Source organism: Bacillus sp. MUM 13 (assembly GCF_001866725.1).
Taxonomy (GTDB): Bacteria; Bacillota; Bacilli; order Bacillales; family DSM-1321; genus Peribacillus.
Genome location: NZ_MLYQ01000007.1, coordinates 26,399 through 48,931, shown reverse-complemented (window position 1 = coordinate 48,931; position 22,533 = coordinate 26,399). Strand labels below are relative to the sequence as shown.

General features: G+C 41.4%; 21 protein-coding genes. 18 read left to right on the top strand and 3 right to left on the bottom strand.

Features of this window, described 5'->3' with window-relative positions; all coding sequences use genetic code 11:
* The first annotated feature begins 46 nt into the window (after positions 1 to 46).
* From BIV59_RS02985 to BIV59_RS02955, 7 genes are all read left to right on the top strand, one after another.
* Positions 47 to 622, top strand: coding sequence for a glycerol-3-phosphate acyltransferase (locus BIV59_RS02985; RefSeq protein WP_071349961.1), 576 nt, complete (start codon positions 47 to 49; stop codon positions 620 to 622).
* A 14-nt stretch (positions 623 to 636) separates the two neighbouring features.
* Entirely contained in the window at positions 637 to 2,247 is a 1,611-nt protein-coding gene (locus BIV59_RS02980) for an aminotransferase class V-fold PLP-dependent enzyme (RefSeq protein WP_071349960.1), read from the top strand.
* A complete protein-coding gene (locus BIV59_RS02975; protein ID WP_071349959.1) occupies positions 2,241 to 4,082 on the top strand; it encodes an LTA synthase family protein in 1,842 nt (613 codons plus the stop codon). The genes BIV59_RS02980 and BIV59_RS02975 overlap by 7 nt, the downstream gene beginning before the upstream one ends.
* Positions 4,083 to 4,198: 116 nt before the next feature.
* Positions 4,199 to 4,495, top strand: coding sequence for a hypothetical protein (locus tag BIV59_RS02970; protein WP_071349958.1), 297 nt, complete (start codon positions 4,199 to 4,201; stop codon positions 4,493 to 4,495).
* 219 nt (positions 4,496 to 4,714) lie between these two features.
* A complete protein-coding gene (locus tag BIV59_RS02965) occupies positions 4,715 to 5,251 on the top strand; it encodes a sigma-70 family RNA polymerase sigma factor (protein WP_071349957.1) in 537 nt (178 codons plus the stop codon).
* Complete coding sequence (locus tag BIV59_RS02960; RefSeq protein WP_071349956.1) at positions 5,244 to 6,653, top strand: DUF4179 domain-containing protein; 1,410 nt, start codon at positions 5,244 to 5,246, stop codon at positions 6,651 to 6,653. The genes BIV59_RS02965 and BIV59_RS02960 overlap by 8 nt, the downstream gene beginning before the upstream one ends.
* 320 nt (positions 6,654 to 6,973) lie before the next feature.
* Positions 6,974 to 7,984: an EAL domain-containing protein gene (locus BIV59_RS02955; RefSeq protein ID WP_071349955.1), complete on the top strand. Its 1,011-nt coding sequence runs from the start codon at positions 6,974 to 6,976 to the stop codon at positions 7,982 to 7,984.
* A gap of 98 nt (positions 7,985 to 8,082) precedes the next feature.
* Here BIV59_RS02955 and BIV59_RS02950 read toward each other — a convergent pair whose 3' ends face one another.
* Entirely contained in the window at positions 8,083 to 9,270 is a 1,188-nt protein-coding gene (locus BIV59_RS02950) for an FtsW/RodA/SpoVE family cell cycle protein (protein ID WP_071349954.1), read from the bottom strand.
* A gap of 512 nt (positions 9,271 to 9,782) precedes the next feature.
* On the opposite strand from BIV59_RS02950, the gene BIV59_RS02940 reads away from it, so the two are divergent.
* The 3 genes from BIV59_RS02940 to BIV59_RS02930 all read left to right on the top strand — a co-directional run bounded on the left by BIV59_RS02940 (position 9,783) and on the right by BIV59_RS02930 (position 12,728).
* On the top strand, positions 9,783 to 10,547 hold the full coding sequence (locus BIV59_RS02940) for a TerC family protein (RefSeq protein WP_071349952.1): 765 nt from the start codon (positions 9,783 to 9,785) through the stop codon (positions 10,545 to 10,547).
* Positions 10,548 to 10,833: 286 nt separating this feature from the next.
* The gene (gene sigI / locus BIV59_RS02935; protein ID WP_071349951.1) at positions 10,834 to 11,574 is read left to right on the top strand and encodes an RNA polymerase sigma factor SigI; all 741 of its coding nucleotides are present in this window, start codon (positions 10,834 to 10,836) and stop codon (positions 11,572 to 11,574) included.
* Positions 11,571 to 12,728, top strand: coding sequence for an anti-sigma-I factor RsgI family protein (locus tag BIV59_RS02930; RefSeq protein WP_071349950.1), 1,158 nt, complete (start codon positions 11,571 to 11,573; stop codon positions 12,726 to 12,728). The genes sigI and BIV59_RS02930 overlap by 4 nt, the downstream gene beginning before the upstream one ends.
* A 60-nt stretch (positions 12,729 to 12,788) precedes the next feature.
* Here BIV59_RS02930 and BIV59_RS02925 read toward each other — a convergent pair whose 3' ends face one another.
* The gene (locus BIV59_RS02925; RefSeq protein WP_071349949.1) at positions 12,789 to 12,980 is read right to left on the bottom strand and encodes an alpha/beta-type small acid-soluble spore protein; all 192 of its coding nucleotides are present in this window, start codon (positions 12,978 to 12,980) and stop codon (positions 12,789 to 12,791) included.
* Between the two features lie 451 nt (positions 12,981 to 13,431).
* Between BIV59_RS02925 and BIV59_RS02920 the strand changes: the two genes are divergently transcribed.
* The 6 genes from BIV59_RS02920 (at position 13,432) to BIV59_RS02895 (ending at position 19,180) form a co-directional block, all read left to right on the top strand.
* Positions 13,432 to 15,051, top strand: a complete 1,620-nt coding sequence (locus BIV59_RS02920) for a long-chain-fatty-acid--CoA ligase (RefSeq protein WP_071349948.1) — start codon at positions 13,432 to 13,434, stop codon at positions 15,049 to 15,051.
* A 99-nt stretch (positions 15,052 to 15,150) separates the two neighbouring features.
* Positions 15,151 to 16,032 (top strand): 3-hydroxyacyl-CoA dehydrogenase family protein, encoded by an 882-nt coding sequence (locus tag BIV59_RS02915; RefSeq protein ID WP_071349947.1) that lies wholly within the window; start codon positions 15,151 to 15,153, stop codon positions 16,030 to 16,032.
* Positions 16,033 to 16,173: 141 nt separating this feature from the next.
* Entirely contained in the window at positions 16,174 to 16,581 is a 408-nt protein-coding gene (locus BIV59_RS02910; RefSeq protein ID WP_071349946.1) for an acyl-CoA thioesterase, read from the top strand.
* A 34-nt stretch (positions 16,582 to 16,615) separates the two neighbouring features.
* Complete coding sequence (locus BIV59_RS02905; protein WP_071349945.1) at positions 16,616 to 17,392, top strand: SDR family NAD(P)-dependent oxidoreductase; 777 nt, start codon at positions 16,616 to 16,618, stop codon at positions 17,390 to 17,392.
* 14 nt (positions 17,393 to 17,406) lie between these two features.
* Positions 17,407 to 18,186, top strand: a complete 780-nt coding sequence (locus BIV59_RS02900) for an enoyl-CoA hydratase/isomerase family protein (RefSeq protein ID WP_071349944.1) — start codon at positions 17,407 to 17,409, stop codon at positions 18,184 to 18,186.
* Between the two features lie 16 nt (positions 18,187 to 18,202).
* Positions 18,203 to 19,180, top strand: coding sequence for a quinone oxidoreductase family protein (locus BIV59_RS02895; protein ID WP_071349943.1), 978 nt, complete (start codon positions 18,203 to 18,205; stop codon positions 19,178 to 19,180).
* Between the two features lie 93 nt (positions 19,181 to 19,273).
* Here the strand turns inward: BIV59_RS02895 and BIV59_RS02890 are convergent, their stop codons facing one another.
* On the bottom strand, positions 19,274 to 19,960 hold the full coding sequence (locus BIV59_RS02890) for a response regulator transcription factor (protein WP_071349942.1): 687 nt from the start codon (positions 19,958 to 19,960) through the stop codon (positions 19,274 to 19,276).
* 121 nt (positions 19,961 to 20,081) lie between these two features.
* Here BIV59_RS02890 and BIV59_RS02885 point away from each other — a divergent pair, with 121 nt between their 5' ends.
* Both BIV59_RS02885 and BIV59_RS02880 read left to right on the top strand, forming a co-directional pair.
* Positions 20,082 to 20,975 (top strand): R2-like ligand-binding oxidase, encoded by an 894-nt coding sequence (locus BIV59_RS02885; RefSeq protein ID WP_083392014.1) that lies wholly within the window; start codon positions 20,082 to 20,084, stop codon positions 20,973 to 20,975.
* A gap of 22 nt (positions 20,976 to 20,997) precedes the next feature.
* Complete coding sequence (locus tag BIV59_RS02880; RefSeq protein WP_083392013.1) at positions 20,998 to 22,530, top strand: aldehyde dehydrogenase family protein; 1,533 nt, start codon at positions 20,998 to 21,000, stop codon at positions 22,528 to 22,530.
* Positions 22,531 to 22,533: the final 3 nt, after the last annotated feature.

Genomic DNA, 22,533 nt, shown 5'->3' with positions numbered 1-22,533 from the left:
GGAATACACATAATCTTATTCTAAATAAAGGGGCAATCGGAAGAATATGTTAATCATTATTGTGCTGATTATATTATCCTATCTTTTCGGCAGTATAAACGGCGCCTATTATGTGACGAAGCTTGCCTCCGGAAGCGATATCCGCCAGCTTGGAAGCGGAAATGCCGGTGCAAGAAATGCTGGCAGGCAGCTTGGGAAGTTTGGCTTTTTAGCTGCATTGCTGATTGATGCAGGAAAAACCCTTGTCATGCTTACCATTGCCAGTTCAGCATCACATGACAGGCCATTTGTAAATATCCTGTGTGCTGCTTTTCTATTATTAGGCCATATCTGGCCGGCTCAGCTTCGTTTTCATGGAGGAAAGGGTGTTGCTGTTTTGCTGGCATCCGTCCTTTTTCTGGTGCCTGCAGCCATTCCTGTTATAGGTATTTTGATGGCAGTCTGCTATTTATTGATGAAAAAATTCACCGTTCCCGGTTTAATTTCCCTGCTGAGCATTCCAGTTACATCTTTTATAACAGGAAAACCCATAACATATACAATTGGGCTGCTTATCCTCGCTGTTTTCGTAATAGCAGCGCATATACTGAAGCTTCATCAAATAACCCCAGCTACTACATAAGAGGAGTGACCAATATGAAATCTTCTTCGTTCATCTACAAAATTGCATCCGAACAGGATGAATTTGAGCAAATTAACGAAATGAACTATCAGACTTTCGTTGAAGAAATTCCCCAGCATCAAAAGAACGGGCAATCCAGTCTCGTTGACCGTTTCCATAAAGAAAATACCTATGTGATAGCCAAACACGGAAATATAGTTGTCGGAATGATCGCCATCAGGGCAAATCGGCCATTCTCCCTTGATGAAAAACTCGGGAATCTTGATGAATATTTACCTCAAGGATCAAAGCCGTGTGAAGTTAGGCTGCTTTCAGTCAAGAAAGAATACCGTAAAAGCTATGTGTTTTATAAAATGACAGATTTACTTGTATCTCATTGTCTGGAGAACCAATATAATATGGCGCTTATCTCCGGTGTGGAAAAGCAGATTCCGCTTTATAAACGAATGGGCTTTGTGGCTTTTGGAAGCATGACGGGAACGGGGGACGCCAAATTCCAGCCCATGTATCTCACGAAGGAAAAATTTGAAAAATCCACTAAAGCCTTTAAACGGATGATGGAACGGAAACAGCAGGAAACAAGAAAGTACAGCTTCCTCCCAGGTCCTGTACCAGTTGGAGAGGAAATAAAGAAAGCTTTTTCCATGCCTGCAATTTCCCACCGGGCAAACAGCTTTCACAGTGACCTCCAGGAAGTGAAGGATCTGCTTGGCCATTTTTTTCAAGCAAATTTTGCAGAAATTACAGTGGGAACAGGCACACTCGCCAATGATCTTGTGGCTGCCCAGATTTCTTCTCTGAATAAGAAAGGGCTCATCTTGTCTAATGGAGAATTTGGCTGCAGGCTCATAGACCATGCTGCGAGGTTTCACCTGAATTTCGAATATCTGGAAAAAGAGTGGAACATGCCGATTTCCCATGAAGAAATAAGTGATGTTCTGCAAACTAATCCCGATATCGGGTGGCTATGGACCGTGCATTGTGAAACATCTACAGGTTATTTGTATGATTTAGAAGCCATCCAGAAAATCTGCGATGCATACGGTGTAGAGTTATGTGTGGATGCCTGCAGCTCTCTTGGGACGGTACCTGCCAATCTGTCTAAGTGTTATCTGGCTTCAGCTGTCAGCGGAAAAGGACTGGGCTCCTACCCAGGACTCGCAATTGTTCTTCACAGAGAATCAATCCAGCCAAATCCCAATCTCCCCCGATATCTGGATTTGGGATTGTACCAGGAAAAGGACAGTGTGCCTTTCACTCATTCTTCTAATTTGGTAAAAGCTCTGAAGGCTTCCTTACATACAATTAATATTACGGAAAAGAAACGATTATCTGACTTTGCCAGAAATCATTTACAGTCAGCCGGACTTGAAGTTTTAGGGAACGCCGATTACTCTCCGGGCATCATTACAATTGCTATCCCATCATATCTTTCCTCCCGGGAAGTGGGGGATAGGCTTTCTGAAAAAGGTATTCTATTAAGCTACGAAAGTGAATATTTACTTAAAAAAAATTGGGTCCAGGCAGCATTTATGGGGGAACAGACTCGTGAAGCAGCATTAAGGATGGTTACAGAGCTGAAGCAGCTATGCTGTAATCCAAGGGAAGAATCAGTGATATGGTGAAGGGAAGAATAAATCTGCCTCCTGAAAAACTCGTGCTTATCGCTTTCCTTCTTCTTTGGCTGAAAACGGCCATCGTATCATTTATCGGATTTGATTTCAGCATTGTATCCTGGCTTGATGTGCTTCTTTTAATGATTAATTCAGCTGGCTCGCTTTTGCTCATGCTGGGACTGAGCTTTTATTTTGGAAGAAGGCTGAACAGAATCCTCCTGATTGTCATAATGGTTTTGATAACAGGGCTTTTGTATGCTGATTTGCTTTATTACCGGTTTTACATTGATTTTGTTACGGTATCGGTTTTCTTTCAATTCAAAAATGTGGGAGGCATTGGCCCAAGCACATTTGAACTGGTAAAGGCCTGGGACCTGCTTTTATTTGCAGATATCTTTTTAATCGCCTGGCTGTCAAGGCGCTGTGACAGGCAGAGGCTTGTGATACCTTCTATCATCAGGAAACGCTATATTGCTGCAGGTATTGCTCTTGTCCTGCTTGTAGCAGGTCTGGGGCTTTTTCAGTCCTCACGCCTGTTCTCTGCTGCCTATAACCGCAGCCAGATGGTAAAAACAATAGGGCCCTACAATTATCATTTGTATGATATTGCTATGGCGCTTCGGCCCCCGCTTGACCAGGCGCTTGCAGATAAGTCTGATACGGCTGCCATAAGCCAATATGTGTCATCACATAAACAAAAGCATTCAGGCTTATTCGGGATCGCCAAAGGGAAAAATATCGTGTTGATCAGCATGGAATCGACCCAAAATTTCGTGATAAACCGGAAAGTAGACGGAAAGGAGATCACTCCCTTTCTCAATAAGCTAGTGAAAAAAAGCTATTATTTTAATTCGATTTACGATCAGACTGCACAGGGAAAAACATCGGATGCAGAATTTATGGTTGATAACAGCCTTTATCCGCTATCAGGGGGATCAGTTTTTGTCAGAAGGCCGGAAAATACCTTTAATAGTCTGCCAAAAATATTAAAACAGCATGGAAACTATTATTCTGCCGTTTTTCACGGAAATGATGCAAGCTTCTGGAATAGGGAGAACATGTATAATCATCTGGGATACAATCGTTTTTTCTCAAAAAAAGATTTTACAGTGACCGAGGAAAATTCAATAAACTATGGCATCAAGGATATTCCTTTTTTTGAGCAAAGCATTCCATACCTGAAAAGCCTGCCTCAGCCCTACTATGCGAAGATGATAACATTGACTAATCATTTTCCTTTTTTGCTGAATGAAGAGGACCAGATGATATCAGCAGCAAATACCGATGAAGGTGTTGTGAATAGATATATTACTACTGTCCGGTATGAAGATGAGGCACTGCGGCACTTTTTTCAGCAGCTGAAAAAGAATGGCATGTACAAAAATACGATTTTCGTATTATACGGAGATCATTACGGGATTTCTGAAAAATACGAAGAAGCCCTAAGCACATTATTAGATAAAAAGGATATGCCGGCCAATCACACGAAATATCGCCAGGTGCCTCTTATCATCCATATTCCCGGCCAGGAAGAAAAGACTATTTCCACGCTGGGAGGAGAGGTAGATATCAGGCCGACTCTGCTGGATCTGCTGGGGATTGATGACAGCAGGCATATCTCGTTCGGGCAAAATCTCTTTTCAAGAGATCCCAAACATCCTGTCATCTTCCGTAATGGAGGGTTTGCTGCCAACAATCTGATTTATCAGGATAATATATGCTATAATGCCAGGTCGGGTGAGGAACTGGAAAGCAAATCCTGCGAGCCTTATCAGGATACTGTGCATAAGGAGCTTGATTTATCCGATGAAATCATTTATGGAGACCTGCTGCGTTTTAAATGAACCACTCTTGAGTCTGCGTAAAAATACGCAGGCTCTGCTTGGCTATCCTGCTTAGCCTGGCAGTAATTTCTTAATAGAATAGAACATCTGTAGTAAACTGTGCAGGCAAAGGCACAATGTATGTGGTATTGAACGTCTTCAATAACTTTGGAGTTCCATATACCTGCATACACGACTTCGATATGACTGAACGTAATAAAAAAGGATTAATAAAGACAGTGGCGGCGCTTAAAAAGGTACTAACTTTAAATCACAAAATCGAACGGTTATGTGATTTAAAAGGTAACAAAAAATTTGATCACAGTAATTCGATTGTATTAGATTACTATAATTGGGATAACCTGTATCAAACAGATCCGAATGGGTACCGCCAGATGATTCAGAATTTATTATTGCTGTTTGGAAAGAGCTAGAAGGGTAAGGGCAACCTGAACCAGTTAAATAAAAATTTACGCCGTCAACTTACTACGGTCTAAAACAGATTGAAGTTAACAGAAACCAAGTATGGTTTCTGTTATTTTTTTGAACTTAGGATTCTATTTGCATGCTATGCTGTTCTTTGAAAAAACTTTAACTTTTTGAAACTTTTTTAGAGTATAGATTCCACTAATTAGTAAAGGGGGTCATAGAAGATGGAAACGGAAAGCCATCGGCTAGTAAAAAAAGCAATCAAGGGGAATAAGGGCGCCTTTGAAAAGTTATTTCAAGAGCATTATGAAAGAATCTATCGGACTGCATATCTTTATGTACATAACGAAGCAGATGCGTTGGATGTTGTCCAGGAGGCAACCTATCAGGCCTTTACATCTATTCATTCGTTAAAAAATCCGGAGTATTTTTCGACATGGTTTACCAGAATTGTCATTCGTTGTTCAGGCAGGGTTCTAAAGAGAAAGAACAATATTGTTCCGCTGAGTGATGAAATCTTGTCGAATCTGCCGGGCCATGCAAATGTATACATTGAAGAATCCTTACTGCTAAATGCAATTAAGAAGTTGAAAGAGAATTACCGTACAGCGATTATACTTTTTTACTATTACGATTACTCGATTAAAACGATTAGCAGTGTCATGGAGATTCCTGAAAGTACAGTAAAAACATATTTAAGCAGAGGGAAAGCCGAATTAAAAAAGTCTTATAACGAGGAGGAGGGCAAGTGCCATGGATAATAAGGAAATGAAGGCAGCAATTGAACAAATACCTGTGCCAAAAGAAAAAGTGTTTGAAGCAATTGATAAGGGCCTCACAAAAGCAAGCCAGGGTGGACGCTCGAAGAAAAAGAAAGTTCTGGCAGGTTCCGCCACTGCGGCTGCGCTTCTTGGGATTACGCTTGCTTCAGGCTTTATCAACCCAACTATGAACAAAGTATTAGCAAATGCACCTTTAATAGGCGTCCTCTTTCAAGAATTTGATGATTCAACGGGTGTAAATCTAGCAAACCAGGATGCTGTGACTGTATTAAACCAATCCCAAACGAAAAACGGAGTAACCGTGAAGCTGACCAGCTCTTATTTTGACGGCAACGTTATTTCCATTACCGGATTTGTCGATGAGGATGTTGAAAAGGGGCATAACGAAAAAGGGGAAGTGAGCTTTGATGTAAACTTTGAGGGGAATAAAGGTGATCATGATCCTTGGCTTGGAATATCGCATGATATCAGAAAAGTGAAAAACGGATACAACTTTCAGTGGAAAACAGAATACCCATATGAAAAAATTCCAGATCACTTCACTCTCCCCGTTACCATACATAGTATTAACGGCATTAAGGGTGAATGGAACTTTGATATTCCTTTTCAGCAGGACAAAAACACTACCCTGGCAATCAAACATGAACAGGCCTACCCTGATGATGGGGTGAAAATCAAGTTGGAAAAAATTCTTACGGCAAAAGCGTCCTCGACTCTTACTTATGAAATAGTAGAGAAATATAAGGGCGATGACATTTATATTGATAAAGCCGTGGATGATAAAGGAAAGGTATATCGGTTTGACAATGGAACAGACCTTTCCGAATCTACACATAAGGATGGGTTCCATAGCACTGTCCGGAGGGCAATGACAATCGTAGATAAGGATATTTCTTCGCTTACGTTTTATCCTACACTCTCGTTCGCTGACCCTAAAGTCCACCAGCTTTTGGACAAAAAAACCTTTACATTAAACAGCACGCGGTTTGATTTAGGCGTGCAGGTAAATGATGTTGCCCAAAAAGCCGGGGAATTGGTAATAGATTATCAACTTACAGGGCTTCCGAAGAATCTGAGTCAACGTAAACTCGAAACGATTAATCAGAATTTGGAGTATCTTATCTGGTTGGTTGATAAGGATTATCTAGCCAAAATCGACCCGGAAAATCCTTGGCTACCTAAAAACCACGGTGTTCCGTTTAATAAAGTAAAATTGATTGATAAGGCCACAGCACACTTCCAATCTACTTTCGACTTAAACGGACAAGAAAGAATCGAGAATTTTAAGCTGGGAAATACAATGTTTTTATTTGATTTTTCAAGCTTTGTCTCATCTAAGGAATTAAAACCATTTACTGTTGAACTCCCTAAGAAAGAATAAACTCATAAGACATCTCATGTATTGCCACATACCCTCAACACAGGTTGATTGGAGTGTAATAAGAATAAGGTGCGACCTAAGCAGGCGCAGCTGAAGAAGGCTCACCGCTTGCGTGGAAAGCGAGCATCCTGAAGAGGAAATCAACACCTTGTTTCATAGCAGTAAAGTTTACGAAAACAGCCGTATTAAAAAAGTCCCGGGTTTTTAGCGAGTAAAAACAAAAATTCAACTGGATATAGGAATAAAGTAACTGCTTTTCTGGCAATATACCAGAATCATCTGTAAAATATAATAGATAAATAAGTAAGAAGGAGAATATTATGGAATACGGATGTGCAAGCTGCGGAGTTACATTTAATTTACTTAACAAAGGATATTTATATGTAAAGGGAAGCAGAGAGATACCCAGTATAATTTCTCAGGCAATGCCTTATCGGAAGGGATATGCCATTTCATTCAGCAGTGAAGCAGAACTGAGTGAATTGGTGGGGACATTGTTGTCTTCCATAGGGGACGGGAGCCTTGAAGGCAATATCATGCCAGCATTAAATCAATATTACCCCGTATATCCTCTTGGTGAAATAGCTGTGAGAATCCAGAATTATGAAATTGTGGATATGATTCAGTCTACAGATTTTACAAGCTTTTTTCAGCCTATTATCTCATTGAAGGATGATAGTGTATTTGCCTATGAATCTCTTTTGCGCGATCCAAGAGGAAGAATATCTCCTGGTGATTTATTTGAAGTTGCCCATAATGCCGGAATGCATAGCCTTTTAGATCAAAAAGCGAGGGAAACAGCAATACGGACACGTTCTGCAAAAATACAGGATGGCATTAAAAGCTTTATTAATTTTTTGCCTTCCACTATTTATAATCCTGAATTCTGTTTGAAACATACTTTTCACAACGTTAAAAAGTATAAGGTCAATCCCGATGATTTGGTTTTTGAGGTCGTTGAAACCGAAAAAATTATTGATATCGATCATCTTAAGGAAATTTTCAGGGTGTATAAAAGAGAGGGAATCCAAGTGGCGCTTGATGACTTTGGAAGCGGACATTCAACGTTGGATGTACTGATTAGGCTTGTTCCGGATTATGTGAAAGTGGACCGGTCGAAAATCATGTATTGTGACCAAAACGCTGAAAATCAAGAATATTTAAGAGAATTAGTGAGGATTTCAAGAGAACTCGATATCACCGTGCTTGCAGAAGGGATAGAAAGACAGGAAGAGCTGGCATTTTGCAGGGATATTGGCATGAATCTTGCGCAAGGATATTTTTTAGGCAGGCCGCAAAGCGAACCGGAGATATTCAGCGGCATAGTGTAAATCCTTTGCTTTATACATAAAAACAGAAGGCAGGCGGATAATCCGCCTGCCTTCTGGTCGGTACTGCTATAAAAGTACAGTAACTCATAGGTTTCCATTTATTGATCGAATGGAATGATTTGCTGCACTTCTGTTTTTTGCTGCAGCAAGTTCATGCGCATGACAACATTTTGCAGAATGCCGATCGACAGCATAAGCAGTAAAAGTGAAGAGCCTCCATAACTGATAAATGGAAGTGTAATCCCGGTAATTGGAATCAATCCAGTCACACCGCCTATATTAATGCACACTTGAATTCCGATCATTGATGAAATGCCGATCAGCAGCAGGCTGCCGAAGGGGTCTTTACATCTTGCTGATAAAGTGAAGCCTCTCATCACGATGAATCCCAGGGTAAGCAAAACAAATAAAACACCGAATATCCCTAATTCTTCTGCAATGACCGCCATGATAAAGTCTGTATGTGACTCAGGAAGATAGCCGTATTTTTGAGTACTGTTGCCAAGACCGACTCCTTTAAGACCTCCAGATCCTATCGCTAAAAGAGAATTGGCAAGCTGATATCCATCGTCCCCAGCTTTTCCTGCTCCAAAAGGATCGGTTAGCCCGTTAAACCTTGAAAGCCTCTCTTTCGAAAGAACGGACGAAAGGTTCCCGGTTACAAGCATACCGAGAGCAAATATCGCGGTGATGCCAGTACCCAGCACACCCAGCTTTCCAAGGCTCTTCCATGACATTCCTGAAGAAAGTATAATGGTACCGGAAATCGCAAGGATGATCATCGCGCTTCCGTAGTCAGGCTGAAGAATGATTAAAAAACAAATTAACACCAGAAAGACAATAGGGGGGATGACGGCTTTGTCGATGTTATTGATCCGGTCCTGCCTTTTTCCGTAAATGGCCGATAAATAAATAATCATAGCCAGTTTGGAAAATTCGGCAGGCTGAATGGAAGTAGATCCGAATTTAATCCAGCTGGTTGCATTTCCGGCTGTGTGTCCAACAAGTGTAACCAGAAACAGGAATAGTGACATGCCAAGCATCATAATCATAAGGAATTTTTTATTTTGATACGCCTTATAAGGAAAAATCATGGCTGCAATCATTACAATGAATGAGAAGATCATGGCTAGTTTTTGTTTTTGATAAAAGTAATCCATAGTTTGTCCATAACGGGCCACTGCTGTTATCATACTTGAACTGTATACCATCACTAATCCAAATAAGCAGAGTAACACAACAGCTATGAAAATGGGGTAATCGTAAGCTCTTACTATTCTTTTCAATTGTGCTTCACCTCTGATTTTGCGTACGCTTTACATGGAACGCTTTCTTCTATAGTAACTGAAAAAGCGTACAATGATAATAGAATTCTAATCTTTTTTCAAGAAGTAAATCAATAATAAATGACTATTAATTGAATGTTAAACCAGAATACCTGCTTTATTTCCGGAATTTGGGTGTGTCCTTATGTTCGGATACACGAATTTTCCCGGGAGACAATTTATCAGGGGAAATGAAAGCGGAAATTGAGTAAAAAAACGATTGCCATAATCCCTGATTTTATATATAATATAAATAAGTTAATACTGATTTCCTTTCAAAGGGGAGTAGCGTTAGGGTTCGCCCTAAAACAAAGTCGTCAATTCGTGGATTTAATTTCCATCGGCTTTGTTGACATGATTCCATGTTCAGCAAGACCTTTGCCTATCATGGCAGAGGTCTTTTTGTTTTATCCAGACCGAAATGCCAATATTGATAGTGAGAAAGGAAAAATTCTTTTATCGGAGGCTGGGTTATGGATGCATCAATTTTAATGGAATACGGATGGGTACTTTTGATACTTGTCGGCCTTGAAGGGATTTTGGCAGCTGATAATGCTGTGGTTATGGCTGTGATGGTCAAACACCTTCCTTCTGATCAGCAGAAAAAGGCACTTTTTTATGGTTTGCTTGGAGCATTTATATTCCGGTTCCTAAGCTTGTTTCTAATTTCTTACCTGGCAAATGTTTGGCAGGTTCAGGCGCTTGGGGCTGCTTACCTGTTTTTTATCGCCGGCAAGCATATATTCAGCAGGAATCCCGCTGAAAATCAGAAGAAAATATCCAAAGAAAAGAAAAAATCGGGATTTTGGCTTACTGTATTGAAGGTTGAAATTGCTGATATAGCTTTTGCTGTGGATTCCATGCTCGCAGCAGTGGCACTTGCTATAACTCTTCCGGAACTCGGCTGGATGAAAGTGGGCGGAATTGACGGTGGGCAATTTACCATTATGTTCCTCGGAGGGATGGCTGGTCTGATCATTATCCGATTTGCTGCCAATTCTTTTGTGAAATTACTTAAAAAAAGGCCATCTCTTGAAACAGCAGCCTTCTATATTGTAGGCTGGGTCGGTGTGAAACTGGCGGTTTTTACACTTGCACATCCGTCAATAGGAATACTTGATAAACATTTCCCGGAATCATTAGGCTGGAAGCTGGTTTTCTGGATTGTTTTAATCGGGATTGCTGCAGGGGGATATATATTTTCCAAGGAAAAAGACAGCGGTACTCAAGAAGCATAAAGGGAAACCCGGATAAGAGCCATTCTTAACCCGGGTTTTTTTGTTGCTCTGAAAAAAGTGCAATCATGGGTAAAGAACCCTTTTGCTTTTACAAGGCTTAGCCCCCCTGCTTTCAAAAAAAATCAGCCGGTTTTTGAAGTGTATTTTAAGGAAATGGTAAAAAAGGTCTATGAATCAGCAAACAAAATAGCGGAAATGGTTCTTTTGGTACTTTTATTCACGCTTCATGACCCTAAGAATGGATATGTTGGCGTCTTGCAGGCGAAAACAGGAACGGGGTGAGAAGATGCTTGGCATGTTATTTGCGGCATTTAAAAAAGAACGCTCATTAGAGTATACCGTAAAAAAAATACAAGAAGGAGATATCCTCCTTCGAAATGAAGTTATCCAATCCTTTAAGCCATTCATTGCCAAAGCAGTTTCAGCCGTTTGTAAACGATACATAAGCGAGTCGGATGATGAATTCAGCATAGGCATGATTGCTTTTAATGAAGCCATAGATAAATTCACTCCTGAAAAAGGCAGTTCCCTGCTGTCATTTGCAGATACACTTGTGAAAAGAAGAGTCATTGATTATCTCAGGAGCCAATCAAAAAATACTGAGCTGCTTATAGATGTAACGGCAGAGGATGATGAATATAGCCAGTCTTTCATAGAATCAGAAAAGTCCATGCAGGAGTTTGATAAACAAAATGATTCAAAAAAACGAAAAGAGGAAATCTCTCTGTTTCAGGAGCGGTTAAGGGCCTTTAATATTTCTTTTTCCGATCTTGTCAAACATTCACCTAAACATTCTGATGCCAGGAAGGGAGCGATTGGCATAGCGCACATACTAATGGAGGATCCGGGGTTAGTGGATGTGGTCTATAAGAGTAAACGCCTTCCAATCAAGCAGCTGGAAAAAGTGGTTAAGGTCAGCAGAAAAACAATTGAGAGGAATCGGATTTTCATTATTGCTATGCTGATTATATTGAATGAAGATTTTTTATATCTTGGAGATTACTTGAAAGGGGCAATTGATAAATGAAAAAGGGAATAATTTTATCAATAGATCAGCGTTTCATCACACTATTGACCCCTGATGGAGAATTTTTGCGTACTTTGCGCGAAAAGCGTGCATATGAAGTGGGAGAGGAAATGATTTTTACGCCAGTTAAACGCGATAACAAGCATTTCCCCTTTTCCTTTTCATTTTTCAAAACCTCATCTTTTGCCATTATAGCCATTCTTTTAATTACATGTATTTTTTTTCCAGGAAATGCTGGGAGCAGGGTTTCAGCCTACATGACTTTCGATGTGAATCCAAGCATTGAGCTTGCACTGGATGATCATTTGCATGTCATAAATTTAAATGGGCTAAATTCTGATGGGAAAAAGGTTATCAGTAAACTTCCTGACTGGAAAGACGCTGATGTAAAAGTAATAACCAGCCAGATTATCAGGACCACCAACCGACTTGGATATTTTTCGGATAATAAACAGATTGTTGTTTCTACTACCATTCTTAATAGAAATAAAGAGCTTGATAAACGTTTAGATAAAGACTTGGATGAGGTATCTAAGGATACTGAAGTACCTGATACTAAAATGAAGGTAATCGCGGCTACAGAGAAAGACAGACAGCAAGCAAAAAAACAGGGCATTTCAACAGGCAGGTTAATAGAGGGTGAAAAGAAAAAAGCAAAAAGCAAAAGGATAATGAAACAGGGTAAACCGATAAAAAGCCGCAACACAAGCGGAACAAAAAGTAAACATCACATAGTTCCAAAACAAGTTCAAAAACCAATAAAGAAATTAAAGAATAAGGCCTCTGTACAGGCTGTGTATCCACATATATCAAAAAAGAGAACACACATCGCTTTTTCACAAAAAGAGGGTATTAAACACAGGAAGAAATATCACACTGCCCCCCGTATAAAAAAACATGCTGCCGTTTTGAAAAGAACGACAATACCTGCAGCAGCTTATAAAAAAAAGAATCACAGCCATCCTTTCAAGCCAAGAAAGCGTGATCAGCATAAGCACGAACGAACACATTCCTATCACAACCCGCACAGCAATAAAGAATGGGAAAGAACCAGGGGCCATCAATGGAAACACTCCAACAAGAGGGGGGAAATGCCAATTAATAAAAGAAATAAAGAAATAAAGCAAAGGACCCGGCATAGCCGGACCCTATAATAGCTAAAGCAAATGCTTGCTAATATATTTTAAAATTCCATTATATATTTAATTTTTTGCTTAATCTTTTTTCAGCTGAGCTTGTGCTTGCTGCACCAGACGTTTGGTGATTTCTCCGCCCACAGATCCATTGGAGCGTGATACGGTGTCTGATCCTAATGTTACGCCGAATTCCTGGGCAATTTCATATTTGATTTGATCTAATGCCTGCTCGATCCCTGGAACCAGCAGCTTATTTCTGCTATTCGCCACTAGAATGATCCCCCTTCTATATTTCAGCCATTTTCCGGCTGTAAATTTAGTATGGGCGGGATTTTTTTTTTTATCGATCATTACGGTCATTTTGTAATGGAAGCATAGGCTATAATTGCAAATATACCGATGAGTTTGTTTCAATGAACAGCAGAGAACTGATGCAGCATGTAATGGATCATATCTCTATGATCATGGCTCTGAATGTACAGAATGTTTTTTGAATTTTCGGTTAAATAGTTGAAATATATAAAGAAAGACGTATACTTAAACTTAATACTGACCGGTTGGTTAGTTGAAATTTGACTATTATACCGTACCATATGGAGATGAAAGGAGGAGTTATTGTAAGCGCATTCAAAAAATATGAACGTATAATAACGCTGGCATTTTTTCCTGAAACACTTTTTTACCTTGAATTTCATTGAATGAAGATATTGGAGGGAACTTGATGAAAGAAAAAGTGTGGCTGTCCGTATATCCTGAATCAATCAGCAAAGAAATTGAAATACCTGACAAAACTCTGCCCCAAATCCTTCAAGAAACAGCACAGCAATTTCCCCATAACAATGCAATTACTTTTTACAGCAGCAAAATGAACTACCAGGAATTAAATCATGCAGCACTCTCCTTTGCAGAGGCTCTGCAGACACAGGGGATCAAAAAAGGCGACAGGATTGCAATCATGCTGCCGAACTGCCCCCAGTATGTCATAGCGTATTATGGAATTCTTTCGTCAGGCGCCATCGTTACACAGGTGAATCCAATGTCTGTATCCCGTGAACTGGAGTATATTCTTAATGACTCTGGAGCCGAGATGATTGTCGTGCTGGACGATCTTTATCAAAGGGTAAAAGAAGTGCAGCCGCGTACAGCTATTAAGAAGGCCGTCACTGTATCACTTGGTGCTCCTGCCAAATTGGCTGAGGAAGACATCACCTTTGAGGCTTTTTTAAAAAAGGGAAGCGGACAGCCTGATGTGCCCGAAATTGATACAGAACATGACATTGCCGTTCTGCAATACACGGGCGGAACTACAGGGCTCTCTAAGGGAGCAATGCTCACCCATAGAAATATCCTGGCCAATGTCATCCAGTCCTATGAATTTTTCAAGCAGGAAATAGAATTGGGCAAAGAAAGATTTCTGACAGTCATCCCATTATTTCATGTGTTTGGCATGAGCTCTGCCATGAACTTTGCTGTATACACAGCAGGTGATTCAATCATGCTTCCGCGCTTTCAGCTCGAAGAAGTATTACATACAATCAAGCAGGAACAGCCGACCATTTTTCCTGGAGTGCCGACGATGTATGTGGCAATTAACAGCCACCCGAATGCAGAGGAATTCGGGATAAATTCAATCAGGGTCTGCAATAGCGGAAGCGCACCGATGCCTTTGGAGCTTCTGAGAGAATACGAAAAGAAAACCGGCTCTAAGATTTTGGAGGGATATGGATTGTCTGAAGCATCTCCTGTAACACATTGCAATCCGATGTTTGCAAGGCGAAAACCTGGAAGCGTAGGCATAGGAGTTCCGTCCACACAATATAAAATTGTCGATTTGGCAGCCGGCACAGATGAAGTGGAAGCTGGAGAGCTGGGAGAATTGATTGTAAAAGGCCCTCAAATTATGAAGGGATACTGGAATATGCCACAGGAAACAGCCGCTGCCCTTAAGGATGGATGGCTGTATACAGGAGACATAGCGAAGATGGATGAAGAGGGTTACTTATATATTGTCGATCGTAAAAAAGATCTGATCATAGCGAGCGGCTATAACATTTATCCAAGAGACGTAGAGGAAGTCATTTATGAACATCCCTCTGTCAAGGAAGCTGTGGTTATAGGAATTCCAGATAAATATAGAGGGGAAAGCGTAAAAGCAATCATCGTACTTAAGGATGGAAAAACGGTTTCAGAAGATGAAATCAGCCATTTTTGCCGCGAAAATCTGGCCGCTTATAAAGTTCCGCATTTTATTGAATTCAGAAAAGAGCTGCCAAAGACGAATGTAGGGAAAATTCTGCGAAGAGCATTAAGGGAAGAAGCACAGTCACAAATAAGCAGGTGATTTTTGACATCTTTCATTCTGATGATAAGGGTGCCGCCATCCGGATGTACAATGTCATGATGCAAAAAACATTTGATGGATGCAGAAGGAGGAGAAACGATGAAAAAAATAGAAAGAATTTCTGTGATCGGGGCAGGGCAGATGGGCCATCAGATTGCCATGCTGTCAGCTCTTGCTGGATACGAGACTATTCTTCAGGATGTAGAAGAAAAAGCATTGAAAAGTGCTGAAGAAAAGCTGCACAGCATTTTAGATAAATGGGCGGCAAAAGGGAAGATAAAGGATGATGAAAAAATGGCAGCGTTTCATCGCCTGCAATTTTCTGCAAGCATGGAAAAGGCTGCAGAAAAAGCGGACATGGTGATTGAAGCGGTAGTTGAAAAGCTCGATGTTAAAAAGGCTGTTTTTGCCGAGCTGGACAAACTGGCCCCTAGAGACGCCATACTCGCTACAAACAGCTCTACCATTGTTAATAGTCTGCTTGCAGAGGCAACTGGCAGACCGGATAAAGCAGTGAATATGCATTTCTTTTTTCCCCCGCTTATCATGGATTGCGTGGAAGTGGTCATGAGTGAAAAAACATCTAAAGAAACAGCAGATGCCGCCATGGAAGTGACTAAAAAGATGAATAAGACTGGTGTTCTTCTTCAAAAAGAAATATCCGGGTTCGTTGCAAACCGCATACTTGGCGCACTTCAAAGAGAAGCCGTTTATTTATATGAAGAAGGAATTGCCGATTTCAAGGACATTGACCTTATTTGCAGGAAGGCTCTGAACCACCCGATCGGGCCTTTTGAATTAATGGACCTTTCAGGAATAGATGTGGGCTATTTTGTTATGCAGCAAAGGTATGCAGAAACAGGCCGGCCAGAAGACAAACCATTTGCATGCTTGGAGGAAAAGATGGCACTGGGGCATTTGGGAAGAAAAACCGGTAAGGGCTGGTACGAGTACGGTGCAAAAGAATCGGCAGCAAAATAAGATCGGCTGAAATACACGGTTTTCAAATTAAGCTGATGAAAAACCAAAAGGCGTTAAGCGAAGATATTGCGCTATATAGGTTCGGCGATGAGCGGCCCGCACTTAATGTTATAAGCAGAAAAAGTGCCAAGGAGGGGAAGTATGCGGGATATAGAGGTGAATGTAAGATTTTGTGAAACAGATGCACTCGGTCATATAAATAACACAAGCTATTTTATTTATCTTGAAGAAGCAAGAATCAAGTTTTTTGAAAGCTTAGGCTACAAAATGGATGCGAATCATTGGAATTTCATATTAGCATCTGCCCATTGTGATTTTATTAACCAAGGCTACTTTAATCAGCTGCTGACCATTACCACGTATGTAACGGTAATAGGGAATAAAAGCTTTGAGATTTCACATGACATTCTTTGTTCGCAAACAAAGCAGCTGATCGCGAAGGGAAAAGCGGTTATGGTTTATTTTAATTTTGACGAGCAAAAAAGCGAAAAGCTTCCGGAAGTGCTGAGGGAAAACCTGTCCCTATATAAAAAGGCTCCTTCTTTATAAACAAAAAAATACTAAGCCGCTAAGGATGATTAAGATGAGATTTCAGCAATCAATTGCATTGGTTACAGGAGCAGGCACGGGTATTGGCAAAGCTGCTGCATTAAGGCTTGCGAGTGAAGGAGCCAGGGTGATTCTGACAGGCAGGACGAGGCAGACGCTCGAGGAAACGGCACGTGAAATAAATGATGGAACAGAAAGGAAAGCTGAGGTTTTCTGTGCTGATGTGACGAATGAGGAAGATATTCTTTCCTTAACGAATTATATTAAAGAAGCATTTGGGGACTTGCAGATTTTAATCAATAACGCAGGAGGATCCAAGCAGACAAGCATTCTTGAAACCACAGAGAGAGAGTGGGACATGGTTCAGAATGTGAATTTGAAAAGTGTTTTTCTGGTATCTAAGCATCTTGGCAGGCTGATGTATGAGTCGGCAGAAAAAAGCGGCACACCCTGGAAAAACAGGGCTATAGTGAATGTAGCTTCGTTATCCGGCCACCAGGCTGGCGCTAATATCCCGCACTACAGTGCAGCTAAAGCAGGTGTTATGAATTTAACGAAATCTCTCGCATTTGAGCTTGCTCCCGCTGGCATCCGCGTCAATTCAGTATCACCGGGGTTCGTTGAAACCCCTCTTACAGAAGAGGGCCTCTTGAATGAGCAATTTCAGAAATCAATTAAGAGAAATACAGCTCTAAAGCGGGTCGCAAAACCTGATGAAATTGCCAATGTCATAGCTTTTGCCGCTTCTAGTGAAGCGTCCTATATGACTGGCAGCGACATCTTAGTTGACGGCGGCTGGCTGATCATGTAATAGGAGGTCATATAATGGAAAATGAAGATATCTTAGTGAATATTAAGGATGGCGTGATGCATGTCACACTGAATCGTCCGGAAAGCCTGAATTCATTCAGCCCTGATATGATATCTGGTTTGTCAAAGGCGATAAGTGATGCACAGGAAAGTACGGAAGTGAAAGTTATGATTATATCAGGTGCAGGCAGGTCTTTTTCTGCAGGCGGAGATGTGAAGACAATGGGGCAGGCTACAGCACTGGAGACATATGAGCATATTGGCAAGCTCAATCAGTGCATTGCTTCCCTGCAGAATTCAAAGGTCCCTATTATTGCGGCAGTTCACGGGTATGCTGCTGGAGCGGGATTCAACCTGGCACTTGCCTGCGATTTAATTATAGCTGAAGAAGGCAGTAAATTTGCCATGAGCTTTTCACAGGTAGGCCTTGTTTCTGATGGAGGCGGATCCTATTTTCTGCCCCGTCTTACAGGGCCTTACCTTGCAAAGAAACTCTTCTTTAGCGGTGAGCCAATAGAAGCTCAGAAACTTTATGAACTTGGCATTCTGCATTCTGTTGTTCCAGCACGGCAATTAAAGGAGGATGCAGAAAATCTTGCAATAAAATTGGCGCAAGGTCCTGGAATAGCCTACGCAAAGATGAAACAGCTGATACATCAGTCATATACATCAAGTCTAGAAGAAATGTTAGAGCAGGAAAGGATGACCCAAACTTTAATGATTGCTACAGAAGACCATTTAGAGGGCATTTGTGCTTTTAAAGAAAAAAGAAAACCTGTGTTTAAAGGTAAATAAGAACAAGAGGTGTTTTATGAAAGCTATTCAAATTAGTAAGTATGGCGGACCGGATGTGCTAGAGCTGATTGATATGGAAAAGCCCGTGCCTGCTCCAGATGAGGTTCTCATTGAAATACATGCGTCTGGAGTGAATTATGCGGATACCGCAAGGAGAGAAGGACAGTATGTCGTGCCAACCCCGCTTCCTTTTATACCAGGGGCTGAAGCGGCAGGCATCATATCGGAATCTGGAGCCAGTGTAAGCAGAGATCTGAAGCCTGGAACCAGGGTAGTGTGCCTTGTAGATTCTGGCGGCTATTCGGAATATGTCCGGGTTCATGCAGCCTCCGTCATTCCAATCCCGGATGATATGGATTATCAGGCTGCAGCATCAATACCGCTTCAAGGATTAAGTGCTTACCATATCCTTAAAACAATGGGACGTGTGCAGAAGGGAGAAACAGTCCTTATACATGCTGCTGCAGGAGGTGTCGGTCTCCTGGCCGTCCAGCTGGCAAAAATATTCGGGGCGGGCAAGGTTATCGCAACTGCAAGTTCGCCGGAAAAATTAAAGCTTGCAGAGGATATGGGAGCGGATGTGCTTATTGACTATACGGAGGAAGGATGGGAAGAGAGGGTTTTAGAGGCAGCAGAGAAAGGCGTCGACGTGGCCCTGGAAATGGCTGGAGGGAGCGTATTCAAAAAGACACTAAGGTGTCTGGCTCCATTCGGCAGGATTATTGTTTACGGGAATGCCAGCGGAGAGCCATATAGAATGAATCCTCAAATACTGATGCGAAGAAATCAATCCGTAATGGGGTTTTTTCTGCCGCAAATTATGAAAAAGCCTGAGCTTCTTCAATCAAGTATTAAAGATTTGTTTACCTATGTGAGTGATGGCAGGCTGAAATTATCTATTGGCGGAGTGTATCCTCTCGATCAAGCTGCAAAGGTACATAAAGACCTGCAATCACGCCTGACAAAAGGCAAGCTGATATTAAGCATTAAATAAACGAAAGCCTGCAGGTTTTACATTGAATCTGCAGGCTTTAGCTTTATTTAAATTTGTCCCTCAATGCGGCACAATTCCCAAAGTTGCACCTCCTCACTTTAAAATTCCCTTTCTGAAGCCCTCAGCGACGGCTTGAGACCTGTGTTTCACTCCTAATTTTCTGTTCACTGATGAAAAGTAATCCCTAACCGTGAACTCGCTGATTTTCATGAAGGAAGCCATCTCTTTAAGTGAATAACCATCTGCAAGATGCTGAAGGACTTCTGTTTCCCTTCTGCTGAGCAGCAAAGTGGTATGATCAGAGGCTTTGATGTTTTCGGCTGCATGCTGAAAATACATGTACAGCTGCTTAATATACATGTTTAAAATAGGGGCATCTCCTGTATATCTGTCCATGAATACACATCCTACCACAATGTTAATTCTGCTGATCGGGACAATAGCCAGGGAGGTTAAATCAAATTGCCGGATATATTTTTCAGGAAAAGAACTATTGTTTTTCCGGGTGTCAATAAAGAGAGGCTGATTGTTCATAACAGCAAGATAAACGGATGGAATGGAGCGTATGTCCTCTTTAATCCAATCCATATTGTTTACCCTGTTATTTTCTACCTGGAAAATTCCTTCGCCGATATAATTTAGCAGAGAGAAAGTAAAGATTGAAGCCCGTTCGAATGGAAAAAAAAGCAAGGCACCCCGTACAATCATTTCTGTTCGTTTTTTTAAATCATGAATGGACGAAACTTCTTTCAAATAATTACTTACCTTATTATCCAGCATTCGACTTTTTTCACCCCTATATTTTCAGATATTTAAGGTTTGTCACATTCATCGTACAATAATATGTAAGCCCTTACAATAATTTGCATTTTTTATGGTTTGAATGGAAGGAGGAATCAGAATGAATGAAAAAAGAAGGATGATCACCACTAGCAACAGAGGATTGCAGGAGGATTCATTTCCATACCGCCTTTATCAAAAAGCAAAGAGGTTTGGCATCTGGAATCCTTCTGACATAGATTTTTCACAGGATAAAGAGGATTGGCGAACCTTAAACAAGGAACAGAAAAATGAAATATTGAGGCTGATCTCGCAATTTCAAGCGGGAGAAGAAGCAGTTACACTTGATCTGCTTCCGCTTATGTTTGTCATTGCTAAAGAAGGGCGACTGGAAGAGGAAATGTACTTAACGACTTTTTTATATGAAGAAGCGAAGCATACTGAGTTTTTCAGGCTGGTTCTTAATACTTTGGGAGAATACGGTGATTTATCGCTGTTCCATTCAGAAACCTACCACAAAATCTTTGGAGAAATACTGCCGCAGGCTATGGAACGGCTTATTACGGATTCATCTCCAGAAGCCATTGCTGAAGCTTCAACTGTTTATAACATGTTTGTAGAAGGTGTTCTGGCAGAAACAGGATATTTTTCTTTTTATCAATCCTTGGAAAAAGCCGGAATCATGCCGGGACTGCTAAAAGGGATTTCTTATTTGCAAAAAGACGAATCAAGGCATATCGGATATGGAACCTATCTGCTTCAGCGCCTGATCAGTGAGCATCCGCATCTGTATGAGTGTATTGCCGGCAAGATGGAGGAATTAACTCCATTAGCAATAAAGCTTAATCAGGAAGGATTCAGCCAAAACGTGAGTACATTCGGCAGCTCGGCGGAAGACACAATGAATTTCACCATGAAGCAGCTCTCTGTCCGAATGGAGATTCTCTCTAGGGCAAGAGGGAAAAAAACCGAAGAAATCTTCAGGGTGCAGGAAAATGAGTTAGGCGTATTTTAAGGAAGATGAGGAGGAATGAATAGTGGCAGTTAACGCAGATGTAATGACTTTTCCCTTATTCATCAATGGAAAATGGGAGCAATCAGGAAATCAAGAATTCTTTGATGTCTTTAATCCTGCGAATGGAGAAGTTGCAGCAAGGGTCGCAAAGGGAACAAAAGAGGATGTTGACAAAGCGGTTACTGCAGCAAGAGATGCTTTTGACCATTCCGATTGGAAGATGATGAAGCCCAAAGAGCGCTCCAATGTCCTTCATAGCCTTGCCAGGCAAATCATAGCCAATGCAGAGGAACTGGCCTATCTGGAATCTATAAGTTCGGGAGGCACAATCCGCCGAATCGGATCTAATGATATTTTGCAAATGGCGGATTTATTTCAGACTCTGGCTAATTTTGTTCTGCAATATCCTTTTTCTGAAACATTGCCAAGCCCGCCTTTTCCAGGACCGGCCCATAATTTTATATGGAGGGAGCCGATTGGTGTTTGTGCGGCCATTACTCCATGGAACATGCCCATGCTCATTGCATGCTGGAAAATAGCACCTGCTCTAGCAATGGGAAATACAGTGGTGATAAAACCTGCCAGTTATACCCCCCTTTCAACGCTTAAACTGGCAGAGATTTTATCAGCAGAATTGCCTGATGGAGTACTTAATGTTGTAACAGGCCCGGGTTCAGAAGTAGGCGAAGCCCTTGTGAGCCATCCTGGGGTGGACAAAATTGCATTTACCGGCTCTACAGAAGTCGGCAGGAAAATCATGGAGCTCGCTGCGGGGACGATAAAACATACGACTCTCGAGCTTGGAGGAAAATCGCCAAATATCATTCTTGAAGATGCAGATCTGGACATTGCAATTCCTGGAAGCTTATTTGGGGTATTTTTGCACTCTGGCCAATTATGCGAATCAGGAACCCGCCTATTTGTTCCTGACCATCTTCATGACATTATTGTTGAGAGGCTTATCCAGCTTGCTTCGAAGCTTAAACCAGGTAATCCTCTAGACAGCCGCACGGATATGGGGCCGGTCATTTCAAAAAAACAAAAAGAATCCATATTGGCGTATATCGAAGAGGGAAAAAGGGAGGGAGCGAGGCTTGTCTGCGGCGGAAAGGAATGGTCTGTGCCGGGCTGCGAAGGCGGACACTTCATTGAACCGACCATCTTTACGGATGTTACCAACGATATGAAAATTGCGCAGGAAGAAATATTCGGGCCAGTTCTTACAGTCATCCGCTACTCTTCAGTGGACGAGGCAATTAAGATGGCCAATGATACTATTTATGGATTGGCTGCAGGTGTATGGACAAAGGATGTTAATAAGGCTTACAAAGCTGCAAGAGAACTGCAGGCAGGTGTTGTCTGGATCAACGATTGGCATATGCTCCGCAATGATGCTCCTTTTTGCGGATACAAGCAAAGCGGCATTGGCAGGGAAATGGGAAAGCATTCCTTAGATGCATATACACAGTTAAAGCATGTCCATACTTCGATGGTGCCTGAGATTGAGCATAAAAGCTGGTATGGTTTATTATTTTCAGAAACTGACGAGGGGTGAGAT

Coding starts and splice junctions, on each gene's coding strand:
- BIV59_RS02985 (WP_071349961.1), top strand. CDS start 47: ATGTTAATCATTATTGTGCTGATTATATTATCCTATCTTTTCGGCAGT.
- BIV59_RS02980 (WP_071349960.1), top strand. CDS start 637: ATGAAATCTTCTTCGTTCATCTACAAAATTGCATCCGAACAGGATGAA.
- BIV59_RS02975 (WP_071349959.1), top strand. CDS start 2,241: ATGGTGAAGGGAAGAATAAATCTGCCTCCTGAAAAACTCGTGCTTATC.
- BIV59_RS02970 (WP_071349958.1), top strand. CDS start 4,199: ATGTATGTGGTATTGAACGTCTTCAATAACTTTGGAGTTCCATATACC.
- BIV59_RS02965 (WP_071349957.1), top strand. CDS start 4,715: ATGGAAACGGAAAGCCATCGGCTAGTAAAAAAAGCAATCAAGGGGAAT.
- BIV59_RS02960 (WP_071349956.1), top strand. CDS start 5,244: ATGGATAATAAGGAAATGAAGGCAGCAATTGAACAAATACCTGTGCCA.
- BIV59_RS02955 (WP_071349955.1), top strand. CDS start 6,974: ATGGAATACGGATGTGCAAGCTGCGGAGTTACATTTAATTTACTTAAC.
- BIV59_RS02940 (WP_071349952.1), top strand. CDS start 9,783: ATGGATGCATCAATTTTAATGGAATACGGATGGGTACTTTTGATACTT.
- sigI (WP_071349951.1), top strand. CDS start 10,834: ATGCTTGGCATGTTATTTGCGGCATTTAAAAAAGAACGCTCATTAGAG.
- BIV59_RS02930 (WP_071349950.1), top strand. CDS start 11,571: ATGAAAAAGGGAATAATTTTATCAATAGATCAGCGTTTCATCACACTA.
- BIV59_RS02920 (WP_071349948.1), top strand. CDS start 13,432: ATGAAAGAAAAAGTGTGGCTGTCCGTATATCCTGAATCAATCAGCAAA.
- BIV59_RS02915 (WP_071349947.1), top strand. CDS start 15,151: ATGAAAAAAATAGAAAGAATTTCTGTGATCGGGGCAGGGCAGATGGGC.
- BIV59_RS02910 (WP_071349946.1), top strand. CDS start 16,174: ATGCGGGATATAGAGGTGAATGTAAGATTTTGTGAAACAGATGCACTC.
- BIV59_RS02905 (WP_071349945.1), top strand. CDS start 16,616: ATGAGATTTCAGCAATCAATTGCATTGGTTACAGGAGCAGGCACGGGT.
- BIV59_RS02900 (WP_071349944.1), top strand. CDS start 17,407: ATGGAAAATGAAGATATCTTAGTGAATATTAAGGATGGCGTGATGCAT.
- BIV59_RS02895 (WP_071349943.1), top strand. CDS start 18,203: ATGAAAGCTATTCAAATTAGTAAGTATGGCGGACCGGATGTGCTAGAG.
- BIV59_RS02890 (WP_071349942.1), bottom strand. CDS start 19,960: ATGCTGGATAATAAGGTAAGTAATTATTTGAAAGAAGTTTCGTCCATT.
- BIV59_RS02885 (WP_083392014.1), top strand. CDS start 20,082: ATGAATGAAAAAAGAAGGATGATCACCACTAGCAACAGAGGATTGCAG.